Below are 15,432 nucleotides of genomic sequence, written 5' to 3'. Positions count from 1 at the left end.
TCTTCTGGTTATCGGGACATTAAGGGGAGCTGGAAGGCTTTCAGTCGTGCCAGGCGCTACCCCGGCGAGCCAGCAGGCTATGGGCTTGATCCGGGCCGTTGGAGCCGGCCGGATAGGGCCGTGGCGCCTGGAAGTGTTCCTGCCAGCCGTTGACGATCGGATCGATCCAGGCCCAGGCCGCCTCGACCTCGTCGCGGCGCATGAACAGCGTCGAGTCGCCTTCCAGTACATCCAGCAACAGGCGTTCATAGGCGTCCCAGCGCCGGGTCTGGCCGAAGACCTGAGCCAGGTTCAGGTTCAGCTCGACGGGCTCCAGGCGCATGCCCTTGCCGGGCGTCTTGGTCATCATCTGCAGGCTGATGCGTTCGTCTGGCTGCAGCTGGATCAGTAGCTGGTTGGCCTGATCGCCGTCGAACAGGCGATGGGGTACCGGCTTGAACTGAATGACGATTTGCGACGAACGTTTGGCCAGGCGTTTGCCGGTGCGCAGATAGAAGGGCACGCCGGCCCAGCGCCAGTTGTCGATATGTGCTTCAACGGCGACGAAGGTCTCGGTATCGCTGTCGTTGTCGACATCTTTCTCGAAGTAGTAGGCCTGAACCTCCTGGCCGCCGATCTTGCCGGCGCTGTACTGACCGCGCACGGTCTTGTCCTGCACGTCCTGGCCACCGATGGGTTTCAGCGCCTTGAGGATTTTCACCTTCTCGTCACGCACCGCTTCCGCCTCGAATTGCGCGGGCGGCTCCATGGCCACCAGGCAGAGCAGTTGCAGCAGGTGGTTCTGCAGCATGTCGCGGGTCGCACCGGCGCGGTCGTAGTAGGCGCCGCGGTTCTCTACGCCGAGGCTTTCACAGACGCTGATCTGCACATGATCGATCTGGTTGTTGCGCCACACTGGCTCCAGCAGGGCATTGGCAAAGCGCAGGGCCATGAGGTTCTGCACGGTTTCCTTGCCCAGGTAGTGGTCGATGCGAAACACCTGCGACTCGTCGAACACCGCGCCGATGGCCTGGTTGATTGCGGTGGCCGACTCCAGGGAATGGCCGATGGGCTTTTCCAGAACGATGCGTGCTTCGCTTTCAGCCAGACCGGCAACTTTCAGGTGGTTGGCAATGGGCACGAACAGGTTCGGTGCAGTCGCCAGGTAGTAGACGCGGGTCAGCCCGCCCGGTTCACCGAGAAAGCGGGCCAGGCGGCCGAAATCGGCGCTTTGCGCGGCATCCATGGCGAAGTAGTCCAGGCGCGCGGAGAAACGCGCCCAGACATCCTCGTCGAAGTCGTTACGGGCAATCTGTGCCCGGCAGCGGCGTTCGGCGAGCTTGAGATACTCACTGCGGGGCAGGTTGCGCCGGGCCAGGGCAATGATGCGCACGGCGATGTGCAGGCGGCCCTCGCGATACAGGTGATAGAGCGCCGGAAGCAGTTTATGCAGGGCCAGATCACCGGTGCCGCCGAACACCATAATGTCGCAAGGGATAGTCAATACCACCACTCTCCTGGTTCGTTTAGCTGGGCGGGTCGCCGGTCATGTAGTATAACTACAAGAAAGCTACAACCCGGTCAGTCGATCATAACCGAGTCCTGCCCTTGAATCTGTTGCAACACATCGCCCAGTCGCGCCATCTGCTACGCAAATCGGAACTCAAAGTTGCCGATCACGTGCTGCTGGATCCCGCAGCCGTCATGCACAGCTCCATGGCCGATCTTGCCCACAGCGTTGGTATCAGCGAGCCGACCATCGTGCGCTTTTGCCGAGCCATTGGTTGTTCCGGGTTCCAGGACCTCAAGCTGAAGCTGGCCCAGAGCCTGGCGGCCGGTGCCAGTTTTGGCCAGTTCGCCATTCATGAAGACGACTCGGTCGCCGATTACAGCCTGAAGATTTTCGACACCACCCTGCATACCCTGATGGAAGTGCGCGAGCACCTCGACCCTCAGGCCCTGCAACGGGCGGTTTCGGCCATGGCCCAGGCGCAACGTGTCGAGTTCTATGGTTTTGGCGCGTCCGGCGCCGTGGCGGCTGATGCCCAGCACAAGTTCTTCCGCCTGCTGCTCACGGCAGCGGCGTATTCCGACCCGCACATGCAGGCAATGTCGGCAGTGACCCTCAAGCCGGGTGATGTGGCGATCTGCATTTCCCAGTCAGGGCGCTCCAAGGACCTGCTGATCACCGCCAATCTGGTGCGTGAAAGCGGTGCCACCCTGATTACCCTGTGCCCGAGCCAGACACCGCTGGCCGAGCTGTCGACCGTCAACCTGGCGATCGATGTGCACGAAGACACGGAAATCTACACCCCGCTGACTTCGCGTATTGCCCACCTGGTGGTGATCGATGTGCTCGCCATGGGGGTGGCCATGGCGCGCGGCCCGAGCCTGGTCAATCACCTCAAGAGCGTCAAACGCAGCTTGCGCAGCCTGCGCCTGTCACCCAAGTCGATCAAGGCGATGGACGACTGAGCCAGGCTGCTGTTTCACCGATTTGTCATTGGCATGCCGCCAAATCGTAACGCCGCGTAGTCAGGCTGAAGCTCCCGCACTCGATCAGGGAGATATGCAATGGCTCGTGAACTCGATGGCTCGTATCAACCCAACGCCAAGTCCCGCAAGCAGCAGGAGAAAGATCAGCGCCGCATGGAGTACCGCCGCGCGATCGAAAGCTACTCCGAACAGCGCCGCCTGCTTCAGGAAATCGCCGATTACCCCGACATCCAAGCCGTCAGTGTGTGGCAGGTATCTGCGGCAAACGCCCCGAAAAACGCTCAACAAGCCCGCTGATTTGCGTGCGTTCGCTGCGGATGAACGCAAGAAAGGCCAAGGCCACCGGCGATTGCCGCTTGGCCTTGGCCTGCACCACGCACCAGCTGCGGTACAGCGGCAGCTCTTCGACCGGTAACTCGCGCAGCACCCCGGTAGCCAGTTCCAGGTTCAGCGCATGACGGGTCAGCAGGGCAATGCCCAGGCCGGCAATCACGCATTCGCGCTGGGCGTCGGCCGAGGCAACCTCAAGAGTCTGGGTGAAGTGCACGCGCTTGTCCTTGAAGTACTCCTCACAGGCCTTGCGGGTGCCTGAACCTTGCTCACGAACCAGCAGGGTATGCGGCTCCAGATCCTGCAAGCGCAGCGTTTCCAGCTTGCACAAGGGATGATCCGGCGGTGCCACGGCGACAATCGGATTGTTCAGGAACGGCAGGAATTCCAGGCCCATGTCCTGGGGTACCATCGACATGATGATCAGGTCGTCACGGTTGTCCGAGAGGCGACGGATGGCCTGGGCGCGGTTGACCACGGTGAGGGTAAGATTGACTTCAGGGTGCAGGCGCTTGAAGGCGGCGAACAGATGCGGGACGAAGTATTTGGCGCTGGATTCCACCGCCAGCTTCAACTGCCCCTGCAACGAGCCCTGCATGTCGGAAAGCTGCATGTCGAGGCTTTCCAGGCGACCGAAGATGTCGCGGCTGGCGCGTTGCAGGGCTTCGGCAGCCTCGGTCAGGTAGAGCTTTTTACCGACGTACTCGAACAGCGGCTGACCGACCAGCTCTTCGAGCTGGCGGATCTGTAGACTAACGGCGGGTTGTGTGAGGTTCATCTCCTCGGCCGCCCGGCTGTAGGAACGCAAATCACAGACCTCATTGAAGATCTGCAACTGACGCAATGTCATACGCATCAATGACTTACGCATTTTTTCCACATCCCGGCAAAACCTTGTAACAGCACTATAAGCTTTTGCTAATGCACACCCTAATAAATATTGATTTTTGTTTATCCAGAGACAGCGCTAGGGTAAAGATGCGACTGGCCAGCGACGATTGGTCACGCGCCGACCGGCGGTGCCGGCTCGTTTGTTCTAGCGGCCTTGGGAATACTCCAGTGATAAAAAAAATCCTGATCGCCAACAGGGGTGAAATCGCAGTTCGGATCGTGCGTGCCTGCGCCGAGATGGGCATTCGCTCCGTGGCGATCTACTCCGACGCCGACCGCCATGCCTTGCACGTCAAGCGTGCAGACGAGGCCCACAGCATTGGTGCCGAGCCGCTGGCCGGCTATCTGAACCCGCGCAAGCTGGTGAACCTGGCAGTGGAAACCGGTTGTGATGCGCTGCATCCCGGTTACGGTTTTCTGTCGGAGAACGCTGAACTCGCGGACATCTGCGCTGAACGCGGGATCAAGTTCATTGGTCCGGCCGCCGAAGTCATTCGCCGTATGGGCGACAAGACCGAAGCCCGTCGCAGCATGATCAAGGCCGGTGTGCCGGTGACCCCGGGCACTGAAGGCAACGTTGCCGACATCCATGAAGCGCTCGAGGAAGGTGACCGCATCGGTTATCCGGTGATGCTCAAGGCCACCTCCGGTGGTGGCGGTCGCGGTATTCGTCGCTGCAACAGCCGCGAAGAACTGGAACAGGCATTCCCCCGCGTGATCTCCGAGGCCACCAAGGCCTTCGGTTCAGCGGAAGTGTTCCTGGAAAAATGCATCGTCAACCCGAAACACATCGAGGCGCAGATCCTCGGTGACAGCTTCGGCAACGTTGTGCACCTGTTCGAGCGCGACTGCTCGATCCAGCGCCGCAACCAGAAACTCATTGAAATTGCCCCAAGCCCGCAACTGACCCCGGAACAGCGCGCCTATATCGGCGACCTGTCGGTGCGCGCAGCCAAGGCGGTGGGTTACGAGAACGCCGGTACCGTGGAGTTCCTGCTCGCCGATGGCGAGGTGTACTTCATGGAGATGAACACCCGGGTGCAGGTGGAACACACCATCACCGAAGAAATCACCGGTATCGACATTGTTCGCGAGCAGATCCGTATTGCCTCGGGCCTGCCGCTGTCGGTCAAGCAGGAAGACATCCAGCACCGCGGCTTTGCCCTGCAGTTCCGCATCAATGCTGAAGATCCGAAGAACAATTTCCTGCCCAGCTTCGGCAAGATCACCCGTTACTACGCACCCGGCGGCCCCGGCGTGCGGACCGACACGGCAATCTATACCGGCTACACCATCCCACCGTTCTACGACTCGATGTGTCTGAAACTGGTGGTCTGGGCGCTGACCTGGGAAGAAGCCATGGACCGCGGCCTGCGGGCTCTGGACGACATGCGCGTGCAAGGGGTGAAGACCACGGCCGCCTACTACCAGGAAATCCTGCGCAATCCGGAATTCCGCAGCGGTCAGTTCAATACCAGCTTCGTTGAAAGCCATCCGGAACTGACCAACTACTCGATCAAGCGCAAACCCGAAGAGCTGGCCCTGGCCATCGCTGCCGCCATTGCCGCCCACGCAGGCCTGTGAGGAACCCCATAATGTCCAAGAAAATCTTTGTAACCGACACAATCCTGCGCGACGCCCACCAGTCCCTGCTGGCCACCCGCATGCGTACCGAAGACATGCTGCCGATCTGCGACAAGCTCGACAAGGTCGGCTACTGGTCGCTGGAAGTCTGGGGCGGCGCGACCTTCGACGCCTGCGTGCGCTTCCTCAAGGAAGACCCGTGGGAGCGTCTGCGCAAACTGCGGGCAGCGCTGCCTAACACCCGTCTGCAGATGCTCCTGCGCGGCCAGAATCTGCTTGGCTACCGCCACTACAGCGACGACGTGGTCAAAGCCTTTGTGGCCAAGGCTGCGGTCAACGGTATCGACGTATTCCGCATCTTCGATGCGATGAACGACGTGCGTAACCTGCGCGTGGCCATCGAAGCGGTCAAGGCTGCCGGCAAACACGCCCAGGGCACCATTGCCTACACCACCAGCCCGGTGCACACCATCGACGCTTTCGTGGCCCAGGCCAAGCAGATGGAAGCCATGGGTTGCGATTCGATCGCGATCAAGGACATGGCCGGCCTGCTGACCCCTTACGCCACCGGTGAGCTGGTCAAGGCCCTGAAAGCCGAGCAGTCGCTGCCGGTGTTCATCCACTCCCACGACACCGCCGGCCTGGCAGCCATGTGCCAGATGAAGGCCATCGAGAACGGCGCCGATCACATCGACACCGCCATCTCCAGCTTTGCCTGGGGCACCAGCCATCCGGGTACCGAGTCGATGGTCGCGGCGCTCAAGGGCAGCGAGTTCGACACCGGCCTGGACCTGGAGTTGCTGCAGGAAATCGGCCTGTACTTCTACGCCGTGCGCAAGAAGTACCACCAGTTCGAAAGCGAGTTCACCTCTGTCGATACCCGTGTACAAGTGAACCAGGTGCCGGGCGGGATGATTTCCAACCTGGCCAACCAGCTCAAGGAGCAGGGCGCGCTCAACCGTATGAACGAAGTGCTGGCCGAGATCCCGCGGGTGCGTGAAGACCTCGGCTTCCCGCCGCTGGTGACCCCGACCTCGCAGATCGTCGGCACCCAGGCGTTCTTCAACGTCCTCGCCGGCGAGCGCTACAAGACCATCACCAACGAGGTGAAGCTGTACCTGCAAGGCGGTTACGGCAAGGCCCCGGGCGTGGTCGACGAGAACCTGCGTCGTCAGGCCATCGGTAGCGAAGAAGTCATCGACGTGCGCCCGGCAGATCTGCTCAAGCCGGAAATGACCAAACTGCGTGCCGATATTGGCAACCTGGCCAAGTCTGAAGAAGACGTGCTGACCTTCGCCATGTTCCCTGATATCGGGCGCAAGTTCCTCGAAGAACGCGAAGCCGGCACCCTGACCCCTGAAGTGCTGCTGCCGATTCCGGAAGCCGGCAAGGTGGCCTCGGCCGGCGGCGAAGGCGTGCCGACCGAGTTCGTCATCGACGTCCACGGCGAAACCTACCGCGTCGACATTACCGGTGTCGGCGTCAAGTCCGAAGGCAAGCGTCACTTCTACCTGTCGATCGACGGCATGCCGGAAGAAGTGGTGTTCGAGCCGCTCAACGAATTCGTCGGCGGCGGTAGCAGCAAGCGCAAGCAGGCCAGCGCACCGGGCCACGTCAGCACCACCATGCCGGGCAACATCGTCGATGTGCTGGTCAAGGAAGGCGACCTGGTCAAAGCCGGCCAGCCGGTGCTGATCACCGAAGCCATGAAGATGGAAACCGAAGTGCAGGCGGACATCGCCGGCAAGGTCACCGCCATTCATGTAGCCAAGGGCGACCGGGTCAACCCGGGCGAAATCCTGATCGAGATCGAAGGCTGATTTTCAGGCCCTCATCTACAAGCGGTTAACCTCTGGGGAGCATATGCTCCCCTTTTTTTATGCTCGGTGGGAGCGGGCTTGCCCCGCGATTGCAGGTTGTCAGTCACATCGCATCGCGGGACAAGCCCGCTTCTACCGGCACGCCTCGAGGGTTTTCAGCTGGCCACCAGGCTTCTGGTTGTCGACGCTCAACCAGCGCTCGAACCCCGCCGCAATTACCGGCCACTCTTCATCGGTAATCGAGAACCAGGCGGTATCGCGATTCCTGTCCTTGATCACCATATGCTTGCGAAACACCCCTTCGAAGTGGAAGCCAAAACGTTCGGCGGCACGCTTGGAGCGGGCATTGTCGTTGTTGCACTTCCACTCCAGGCGGCGGTTGCCCAGTTCGAACGCCAGCTTGCCGAGCAGGTAGACCGCCTCGGTGCCTCTGGGCGTACGCTGCATGGCCGCGCCAAAGGCAATGTGGCCGATCTCGATACGGCCCTGGTCGGGCACGATCGACATCAGGCTGAGGATGCCCTGGGTCTGGCCGTTGGCACTGTCGATGACGCTGTAGAACAACGGATCGCTGCTGGCCGCATTGCTGTCGAGCCAGTGGTCGAAATCTTCGCGCTCGGTGAACGGCCCGTAGGCCAGGTAATCCCAGAGTTTCGGGTCGGCATCGGGACCCTGGAACACCTGCCAGAGGTCTTCGCGGTCACGCCGCGGATCAAGTTTTTCCAGGCGAATGAAGCGCCCGGTCAAGGTTGTCGGTTGCGGGCGTTTTGCCGGGTGCCAGTTCAGCGGTGCACTCATGTGATGGCTCCTGGGCTTACAGCGGTTTGCGAAACTGGATGAAGCCGGGCCGTTCGGCGACCTGCTCGTAGAGGCTGATGGCGGTGGCGTTGGTCTCGTGGGTCAACCAGTGAACCTTGGCGCAGCCTGCTGCCTTTGCCGTAGCGTAGACGTATTCGATCAACTGGCGACCGATACCCAGGCCACGTTGTTGGTTCTGCACATAGAGGTCCTGCAGGTAGCAGGCGTTCTCGATGCTCCAGTTCGAGCGGTGATAGATCCAGTGGACCATGCCCACCGCTTTGCCATCGACCCAGGCCAGGGCGGCATTGGTCGGCTCATTCGGGTCGAGCATGCGCTGCCAGGCCACGGCGCTCACCTCGTCGCCAATGCGGGTTTCGTAGAAGCGTTGGTAGGCCTGCCACAGGGGCAGCCAGGCGCTGTGGTCATCGGCAGTAACCTGGCGGATCGTAACGGTTGGCATATGAGATTCCTTCAAGAGCGGCGCATCACTGCGGCCAGTTGGTTATCCAGGGGATCGGTGCTGTTGGCCAGGCTTGTACGCACACCTTCGATATCGACGGCCGAACGGTTCTGGCTGAGTTTGCGGGTGCCTTGCAGGCGCTCGATGGGCAGGGCAAAGCCGACAATCGCCTTGAGCATGGTCGCCATGTAGTCGGCGGGCGCTTCATCCACCGACCAAGGCTTGGCTTGAGCCTGTTCATGGTGATCGCTCAGGCGCCGGACGATGCCCAGCAGGCGCTCGGCATCGTGATACACCTCGGCCTTGCCCCAGGCGTGTACGGCCAGGTAGTTCCAGGTCGGTACGGTGCGCGGATCCTCAGCCTTGCTCGGATAGTAGCCGGCACTGACATAGGCGTCGGGTCCGGCGAACACCACCAGGGCTTCGGCACCGTTTTCCAGTTCCTGCCATTGCCGGTTGGCACGGGCGAAGTGGCCGTAGAGGGTACCGTTGCTGCCTTGGCTGCGATCCAGCAGCAGCGGCAGGTGGCTGGCCTGCAGGCCTTGTTCACCCTGGGTGACCAGCACGGCCAGGCGCGTCTGTTCGATCTGCCGGTGCAGTTGGTTGAGGTCGGTTTCCTTGTAGCTCGAAGGTGTGAACATGAGGATTGTCCTTGGCGAATGGTTCAATCCTAGGCAGGCTATTGGTCTATGGTAAGAGCCATTTCCAGCTAATTTGACAGGTCCATTGTCATGAGCGTGCGTCCTTTCGCGTTGCCGTTCGACCCTACGGGTATTGTCCTTGACCGCCGCCAGGGGCTCAGCCGTCAGCTTTACCAGGCGCTGCGTCTGCGCGTGCTGGATGGTCGTTTGAGCAGCGGCACACGCTTGCCGGCCACCCGTGACATGGCCGCGGCATTGGCGCTGTCGCGCAACAGCGTGGTGCGCGCCTACGATCAGTTGTATGCCGAAGGCTTTATCGAAAGCCGGGTCGGTGACGGCACCTACGTGAGTCAGCTGCCAAAACTATCCACAAAAGTATCCACAGGGTTATCCCTGGGTTTTTCCACAGGGTTATCCACAAAATCGCTGGAAAATACTGAGTTTATATCCAGTAATGTTATCCACAATGGCCCCTTGGAGCGGCTGGAAAAGCATCATTTACCGGCGCCAAAAAGCGGCCCGCCGCGGGCATTTCGTGTCGGATTACCGGCGCTTGATCTGTTCCCTTTCGACGTTTGGGCCAAGCTGCAGGCGGGATTCTGGCGCAACCCGGATCCAGCCGCGCTGGGCTACGGTGATCCGGCGGGAGAGACCGAGCTGCGTGAGCTGATTGCCACCTATCTGCGTCGATCACGCGGGCTTTCATGCACCGCTGAACAAATTGTGATCACCAGTGGTGCGCAGCAGGCGATAAGCCTTTGTGCACAGTTGCTGCTGGAGTCGGGTGACGTGGTGGCTGTGGAAAACCCTGGCTATCGTGCCGCCGGTAATGCCTTCGCCCTGACCGGGGCGCAAGTGCGCGGCATTGCCGTGGACAATGACGGACTGGACTGCGCTGCGCTGTACGATGTGGCGCAGTGCCGCTTGAGTTATGTGACCCCCGCACACCAGTACCCCACCGGCGTCACCATGAGCCTGGCCCGGCGCCTGGAACTGCTGGAGTGGGCGCAGCGCAAGGATGCCTGGATCATCGAGGACGATTACGACGGCGAGTACCGCTACAGCGGGGCGCCGCTGGCCCCATTGGCGGCGCTGGATCGCAGCGGGCGGGTGCTGTATGTCGGCACGTTCGGCAAGATTGCCTTTCCCGCCTTGCGCCTGGGCTATCTGGTGCTGCCGCAACAACTGGTGCAAGCCTTTTCCCGTTGCCGGGCGTTGGCGGTCAGGCATTCGGAGGTCGGCACACAGGCGGTGATGGCGCAGTTCATGGCTCAGGGGCATTTCCAGCGACACATTCGCCGGGTGCGACGTGCCGCTTTGAATCGGCGCAATGCGTTGCAGGCGGGCTGGCCTGTGGATATCCCCGGCCTCGGGCCGATGCCCGAGGTTGCGGCGGGACTGCATGTGAAGATCGATGTCGACAGTTATGCCCGCGAGCAACAGCTGATCGCCCAGGCCGAGGCCGTCGGTGTCGAGCTCAATGCCCTGAGCGACTACTGGTTGCCTGACTCGATGCCCCCTGTGGATAACCGCGCAGGACTGGTACTGGGCTTCGCTGCGGTGGACGAAGCGCGGATTGCCGACGCCCTGGCACGCTTGCGGCGTGCCTGGCGTGGTTGAGGATCAGCGAACCGCTTCGAAACCTTCCAGTACGTTCACGGCATTGATGCCAATTTCTTCGACCGCATAGCCGCCTTCCATGACGAACAGGGTCGGTTTGCCGAGGCGGGCGATGCGCTCACCCATCTTCAGGTAGTCGGGGCTATCGAGTTTGAACTGCGAGATTGGGTCGTCCTTGAAGGTATCGACGCCGAGCGACACCACCACCACGTCTGGCGCATAGGCAGCGATGCGTTCGCAGGCCTGATCCAGGGCGGCGCCCCAGGTAAGCCAGTCACTGCCTGCCGGCAACGGATAGTTGATGTTGTAGCCCTCACCTTCGCCCTCGCCAAGTTCGTCGGCATAGCCCAGGAAGAACGGGAACTCGGCCTGTGGGTCGCCGTGAATCGAGGCGAACAACACATCGCTGCGCTGGTAGAAGATGTCCTGGGTGCCGTTGCCGTGGTGGTAATCGACGTCAAGGATCGCGACTCTGCGCTGGCCCTGGTCGAGGAACGCCTGGGCGGCGATGGCGGCGTTGTTCAGGTAGCAGTAGCCACCCATGACATCGCTGGCGGCGTGGTGTCCCGGTGGACGGCACAGGGCAAAGGCGCTGCGCGCACCGGCTTGCACTGCGGCCTGGGCGGTGAGGGCGACTTGCGCTGCGCTGTAGGCGGCCTGCCAGGTCCCGGCGGTGATGGGCGCGCCACCGTCGAAGCTGTAGTAGCCCAGTTCGCCATGCAGGCCTTTGGGCTTGATGCTGCGCAAGGTGCGCGCCGGCCAGGTGAAGGGCATCAGGTCACCGTCATGGCCGAGGCTGGCCCAGCGCTGCCAGGCACCCTCGAAGAAATTCAGGTAATCGGCACTGTGCACACGCAACAGGGGCGCGCGGCCAAAGTCTGCAGGGCCTTGCACCGGGCCCAGTTCACGGGTCTTGACCCGCTCCAGCACATGGTCGGCGCGCGAAGGCATTTCGAAGCAGGGCATCAGTTGCCCGTCAATCAGTTCGCAGCGGCCGTGGTGAAGGTGATGGTCATCGGAATAGATTGTCAGCATTTGTTGTTCTCCGGGGTCACTGGCATGGCTCCATTGTTGATGGAGCGGCCCCGGTGCAGAACGGCGGGAACGGCCAAAAGGGGATCGATATGGCCAGTTTGGCTGTCCGCATATCGCCCCCGCGCGGCGAACTACCTGCCGGTCAGGCGCGGAAGTGGCTTGGCGCTACGCCACTCCAGCGCAGAAACGCATGGCGGAAACTGGCGGTTTCGCTGAAGCCCAGCGCTTCGGCAATCTGATAGATCGGCAGCTGGTCTTCGGTCAGCAACTGCTTGGCGCGCTCGAAGCGTAATTCGTCGAGCAACTGCTGGTAGCTGCTGCCCAGCTCTTGCAGATGCCGACGCAGGGTACGCGATGAGCAATTCATCTGTTTTGCCAGGCCTTCCAGCCCGGGGGCGGCGTCCAGTTGATCGAGCAGCAACTGACGGATGCGCCCCAACCAGGCCTGGCGACCGGTGAATTCCAGATTCTGCCGGCGGCAGCGTTCGCTCATGGCCCGGTGGGTAATCTGGTCGGCCAAGGGCAAGGGCATTTCCAGCCAGCGGCGTTCGAAGGCAAAGGCGTTGTCGCTGGCTTCGAAGTGCAGCGGGCAGTCGAAGGTTTCCGCGTACAGCGCCTGGTAATCGGGGGCGGCATGGACAAAACGCGACGCCAGCAGCGGCAGCGATTGCCCGAGCAGGTCATCACAGATGACTTTCAACGAGGTCAGGCAGAACTCGGCATTGAACGCTGCCAGGTGCGGGTCTTCGCGATAATTGCTGGCGCTGAACCAGATACGCTCACCGTCTTCGATCAGGCGCAGCTGGAAAAGTGTTCCCAGTAGCGCCGGGTACTGCATCGCCAGGCGCAAAGCGTCACCTAAGGTGGCACTGGAGAGCAGGGCGTAACCGAGCATGCCGTAGCAGGAAACATGCATGCGCCGGCCCAGTTCCAGGCCCACCTCACGGCGCCGCGCCACGGCGTTGGCGCACACCAGCAGCTCCTGGCGGGTGGTGATGCGCGAGTCGGCGCGGCCCAGGTCCGCCGGGCTTATCCCGCTACCGTCGAGGAGCGCCGCAGCGTCTACGTCGTCATCCTTGAAGGCCTGGAGCACCAACGACACGGCGTTGAGGGTAGTGAGGTGTGAGTGGAGCATGTCTGGCTTCCTGCTGAAGGGCTACCGGCAAGTGAGCAATATGCGTGCCTTGCCGGGCTCAACGTAGCTCGCCACACAGGTCCAGCTCGATCAGACGGCGTACTTCTGCCAGCGGTAGGCCGGCGCCGAGCAGCAGTTGCAACTTGCCGAACGCCGCTTCGCGGGTCATCCCGCCGCCGGACAACACCCCGACCTGACGCAGGCGGCTGCCGGCTTCGTAGACATCCAGCTCGACCCCGCCTTCATGGCACTGGGTGATTGCCAGCACCACCACCCCTCGTGTCTGCGCTTGCGCCAGGGCATCGAGAAAATCCGTATTGTCAGCCGGCCCGGTACCGCTGCCGAAGCATTCCAGGATCAGGCCCTGTGCACCGCTGTCGAGCGCCGCTAGCAGCAGCGCTGCGCCGAAGCCCGGTACCAGTGGCAGTACCGCGACCGTGGCGGTTTTTTTTGGCTGCCGATAGTCGAGTTCACGTGGCAACGATTGCAGTTTCTCTGCGCCGCCGAAGCGCTTGAGGGTGACGAACGGGTGCCGGCCAAAGCTGCGCACCTTGGCGGTGCGGTTGGGTTCGAGCAGTTCGCCATGGAAATACAGCTGTACGCCCGCAGCGACGCCTTTGGCCAGAGCCTGCAGGGCGCCGAGCAGGTTTTCCCAGGCATCGCTGTCGGCAACCCCGGCTGGCAGCATGGAACCGGTGAACAGCACCGGTGCTTGCAGGCCCAGAAGCTGGAAGCTCATTGCGGCGGCGCTGTAGGCGAGGGTATCGGTGCCGTGCAGGATCAGCACGGCATCGCAGCCCTGCTCATCGACGGCCTCGATCACCGCCGCGCGCAGGTGCTGCCAGTACTGGGGTGTCATGTTGGCGCTGTCGATCAGCGGCTGCATTTCGCGGAAGCGCCAGTGCGGGATACCGGCAAGTCCGCTCAGTTGCTCGCGCATCCGCTGCTCGAAGCCCGAGGCCGGAGCCAGGCCGTTGGCGCTGGCCTGCATGCCGATGGTGCCACCGGTGTACAGCACCATGATGTTACGAGCGGGATGGGCGGTTGCCATGGGGCTGTCTCCGTGAGCGGCTTATAGTTAGCTGCCCACAGTACGTCATGCTGTCGACGATATGCCACAGGCATAAAAAAAGGGCCCGGGGAGTGATCCCTGGGCCCTCAAAAGGTGAGAGGTGTCTAGTCCCTCGACCTGGTGAGCGGTGTTACAGCATCGGTTACGCTTTCAGCGGCACCAGACGCGGAGCAATCATGTTTTCCGGACGCAGGATGTCGTTGAGCATCTCTTCGTCCAGCAGGCCTTCCTCGCGGACCAGTTCCAGCACACCACGGCCGCTTTCAAGGGCGATGGCAGCGATACGGGTGGCGTTTTCGTAGCCGATGTACGGGTTCAAGGCGGTGACCAGGCCGATCGAGTGTTCGACCAGTTCACGGCAGCGCTGTTCGTTGGCGGTGATGCCGACGATGCAGTGCTCGCGCAACATGTCCATGGCGCGTTGCAGCAGGCGGATCGAATCGAAGATCTTGTAGGCGATCAGCGGTTCCATCACGTTCAGCTGCAGCTGGCCGCCTTCGGCAGCGACAGTCAGGGCCAGGTCGTTGCCCATGATGGCGAAGGCCACCTGGTTAACGGCTTCCGGGATGACCGGGTTGACCTTGCCGGGCATGATCGAGCTGCCTGGCTGACGCGCTGGCAGGTTGATTTCGTTGATGCCGGTACGTGGACCGCTGGACAGCAGGCGCAGGTCGTTGCAGATCTTCGACAGCTTGACCGCGGTACGCTTGAGCATCCCCGAGAACAGGACGAAGGCGCCCATGTCCGAGGTGGCTTCGATCAGGTCGGCAGCCGGTACCAGCGGCTGGCCGCTGATGGTTGCCAGGCGCTGTACGGCCAGGGCCTGGTAGCCAGGGTCGGCGTTGATGCCGGTGCCGATGGCGGTACCGCCCAGGTTGATTTCGGTCAGCAGTTCCGGCGCCAGCGAGCGCAGGCGCTGCAGGTCTTCGGTCATGGTGGTGGCGAAGGCGCGGAATTCCTGGCCCAGGGTCATCGGCACGGCGTCCTGCAGCTGGGTACGGCCCATCTTCAGTACGTGGTCGAATTCCTTGCCTTTGGCGGCGAAGGCCTGGATCAGGCTGTCGAGGCTGGCCAGCAGGGCGTCGTGACCGAGCAGCAGACCCAGACGGATCGCGGTCGGGTAGGCGTCGTTGGTCGACTGCGCCATGTTCACGTCGTTGTTCGGGTGCAGGTATTTGTACTCGCCCTTCTGGTGGCCCATGGCCTCCAGCGCGATGTTGGCGATGACTTCGTTGGCGTTCATGTTGGTAGAAGTACCAGCACCGCCTTGAATCATGTCGACCACGAACTGCTCGTGGTAGTCACCGCGGATCAGACGGGCGCAAGCCTCGCTGATGGCGGCGTGCTTGGCATCGCTCAGGTGACCCAGCTCACGGTTGGCGTCGGCAGCCGCCTGCTTGACCATCGCCAGGGCGACAACCAGCTTGGGGTAATGCGACAGCGGAACACCGGAGAGGTGGAAGTTGTTGGCAGCGCGCAGGGTCTGGATGCCGTAGTAGGCATCAGCTGGGACTTCAAGGGTGCCAAGCAGGTCTTTTTCGACGCGGAACGATGCAGCAGCGGACATG

General features: G+C 61.9%; 14 protein-coding genes. 5 read left to right on the top strand and 9 right to left on the bottom strand.

What is annotated here, in order from left to right:
• Positions 1-40: 40 nt before the first annotated feature.
• Positions 41-1,483 (bottom strand): glucose-6-phosphate dehydrogenase, encoded by a 1,443-nt coding sequence (zwf, locus tag NPS47_RS06380; protein WP_274294179.1) that lies wholly within the window; start codon positions 1,481-1,483, stop codon positions 41-43.
• A gap of 104 nt (positions 1,484-1,587) precedes the next feature.
• Here zwf and hexR point away from each other — a divergent pair, with 104 nt between their 5' ends.
• Complete coding sequence (hexR, locus tag NPS47_RS06375) at positions 1,588-2,454, top strand: transcriptional regulator HexR (RefSeq protein ID WP_038616018.1); 867 nt, start codon at positions 1,588-1,590, stop codon at positions 2,452-2,454.
• Between the two features lie 99 nt (positions 2,455-2,553).
• Positions 2,554-2,772 carry a PA3496 family putative envelope integrity protein gene (locus NPS47_RS06370; protein WP_274294178.1) on the top strand — a complete coding sequence of 73 codons (219 nt, stop codon included), beginning with the start codon at positions 2,554-2,556 and terminating at the stop codon, positions 2,770-2,772.
• Here the strand turns inward: NPS47_RS06370 and NPS47_RS06365 are convergent.
• Positions 2,714-3,661: a LysR family transcriptional regulator gene (locus NPS47_RS06365; RefSeq protein WP_274294266.1), complete on the bottom strand. Its 948-nt coding sequence runs from the start codon at positions 3,659-3,661 to the stop codon at positions 2,714-2,716. The two genes, NPS47_RS06370 and NPS47_RS06365, sit on opposite strands and share 59 nt — an antisense overlap.
• 203 nt (positions 3,662-3,864) lie before the next feature.
• Between NPS47_RS06365 and NPS47_RS06360 the strand changes: the two genes are divergently transcribed.
• Together NPS47_RS06360 and oadA are read left to right on the top strand one after the other, a co-directional pair.
• Entirely contained in the window at positions 3,865-5,280 is a 1,416-nt protein-coding gene (locus tag NPS47_RS06360; protein WP_045186243.1) for an acetyl-CoA carboxylase biotin carboxylase subunit, read from the top strand.
• Between the two features lie 11 nt (positions 5,281-5,291).
• Positions 5,292-7,100, top strand: coding sequence for a sodium-extruding oxaloacetate decarboxylase subunit alpha (oadA, locus tag NPS47_RS06355; protein ID WP_274294177.1), 1,809 nt, complete (start codon positions 5,292-5,294; stop codon positions 7,098-7,100).
• 132 nt (positions 7,101-7,232) lie between these two features.
• Here the strand turns inward: oadA and NPS47_RS06350 are convergent, their stop codons facing one another.
• Genes NPS47_RS06350 through NPS47_RS06340 form a run of 3 tightly spaced genes read right to left on the bottom strand, consistent with a single transcriptional unit; the run spans position 7,233 to position 9,002 of the window.
• Positions 7,233-7,898 carry a GNAT family N-acetyltransferase gene (locus NPS47_RS06350; RefSeq protein WP_274294176.1) on the bottom strand — a complete coding sequence of 222 codons (666 nt, stop codon included), beginning with the start codon at positions 7,896-7,898 and terminating at the stop codon, positions 7,233-7,235.
• A gap of 16 nt (positions 7,899-7,914) precedes the next feature.
• The gene (locus NPS47_RS06345; protein ID WP_274294175.1) at positions 7,915-8,361 is read right to left on the bottom strand and encodes a GNAT family N-acetyltransferase; all 447 of its coding nucleotides are present in this window, start codon (positions 8,359-8,361) and stop codon (positions 7,915-7,917) included.
• Positions 8,362-8,372: 11 nt separating this feature from the next.
• The gene (locus tag NPS47_RS06340) at positions 8,373-9,002 is read right to left on the bottom strand and encodes an FMN-binding negative transcriptional regulator (RefSeq protein ID WP_274294174.1); all 630 of its coding nucleotides are present in this window, start codon (positions 9,000-9,002) and stop codon (positions 8,373-8,375) included.
• 90 nt (positions 9,003-9,092) lie between these two features.
• Between NPS47_RS06340 and NPS47_RS06335 the strand changes: the two genes are divergently transcribed.
• Positions 9,093-10,622 (top strand): PLP-dependent aminotransferase family protein, encoded by a 1,530-nt coding sequence (locus NPS47_RS06335; RefSeq protein ID WP_274294173.1) that lies wholly within the window; start codon positions 9,093-9,095, stop codon positions 10,620-10,622.
• 3 nt (positions 10,623-10,625) lie between these two features.
• Here NPS47_RS06335 and NPS47_RS06330 read toward each other — a convergent pair whose 3' ends face one another.
• From NPS47_RS06330 to aspA, 4 genes are all read right to left on the bottom strand, one after another.
• Positions 10,626-11,657: a histone deacetylase family protein gene (locus tag NPS47_RS06330; RefSeq protein WP_274294172.1), complete on the bottom strand. Its 1,032-nt coding sequence runs from the start codon at positions 11,655-11,657 to the stop codon at positions 10,626-10,628.
• 142 nt (positions 11,658-11,799) lie between these two features.
• Positions 11,800-12,792, bottom strand: a complete 993-nt coding sequence (locus NPS47_RS06325) for an AraC family transcriptional regulator (protein WP_274294171.1) — start codon at positions 12,790-12,792, stop codon at positions 11,800-11,802.
• A 58-nt stretch (positions 12,793-12,850) separates the two neighbouring features.
• Positions 12,851-13,843, bottom strand: coding sequence for an asparaginase (locus tag NPS47_RS06320; protein ID WP_274294170.1), 993 nt, complete (start codon positions 13,841-13,843; stop codon positions 12,851-12,853).
• A 163-nt stretch (positions 13,844-14,006) separates the two neighbouring features.
• A complete protein-coding gene (aspA, locus tag NPS47_RS06315; protein ID WP_045186229.1) occupies positions 14,007-15,431 on the bottom strand; it encodes an aspartate ammonia-lyase in 1,425 nt (474 codons plus the stop codon).
• Position 15,432: the final 1 nt, after the last annotated feature.

This window comes from Pseudomonas putida, assembly GCF_028682475.1.
GTDB classification, from domain to species: domain Bacteria; phylum Pseudomonadota; class Gammaproteobacteria; order Pseudomonadales; family Pseudomonadaceae; genus Aquipseudomonas; species Aquipseudomonas putida_AG.
Note: the sequence above shows the minus strand (reverse complement) of the source record. Positions and strands in the feature narration are given on the sequence as shown.

Coding starts and splice junctions, on each gene's coding strand:
- NPS47_RS06370 (WP_274294178.1), top strand. CDS start 2,554: ATGGCTCGTGAACTCGATGGCTCGTATCAACCCAACGCCAAGTCCCGC.
- NPS47_RS06365 (WP_274294266.1), bottom strand. CDS start 3,661: ATGCGTATGACATTGCGTCAGTTGCAGATCTTCAATGAGGTCTGTGAT.
- oadA (WP_274294177.1), top strand. CDS start 5,292: ATGTCCAAGAAAATCTTTGTAACCGACACAATCCTGCGCGACGCCCAC.
- NPS47_RS06350 (WP_274294176.1), bottom strand. CDS start 7,898: ATGAGTGCACCGCTGAACTGGCACCCGGCAAAACGCCCGCAACCGACA.
- NPS47_RS06345 (WP_274294175.1), bottom strand. CDS start 8,361: ATGCCAACCGTTACGATCCGCCAGGTTACTGCCGATGACCACAGCGCC.
- NPS47_RS06340 (WP_274294174.1), bottom strand. CDS start 9,002: ATGTTCACACCTTCGAGCTACAAGGAAACCGACCTCAACCAACTGCAC.
- NPS47_RS06335 (WP_274294173.1), top strand. CDS start 9,093: ATGAGCGTGCGTCCTTTCGCGTTGCCGTTCGACCCTACGGGTATTGTC.
- NPS47_RS06330 (WP_274294172.1), bottom strand. CDS start 11,657: ATGCTGACAATCTATTCCGATGACCATCACCTTCACCACGGCCGCTGC.
- NPS47_RS06325 (WP_274294171.1), bottom strand. CDS start 12,792: ATGCTCCACTCACACCTCACTACCCTCAACGCCGTGTCGTTGGTGCTC.
- NPS47_RS06320 (WP_274294170.1), bottom strand. CDS start 13,843: ATGGCAACCGCCCATCCCGCTCGTAACATCATGGTGCTGTACACCGGT.
- aspA (WP_045186229.1), bottom strand. CDS start 15,431: ATGTCCGCTGCTGCATCGTTCCGCGTCGAAAAAGACCTGCTTGGCACC.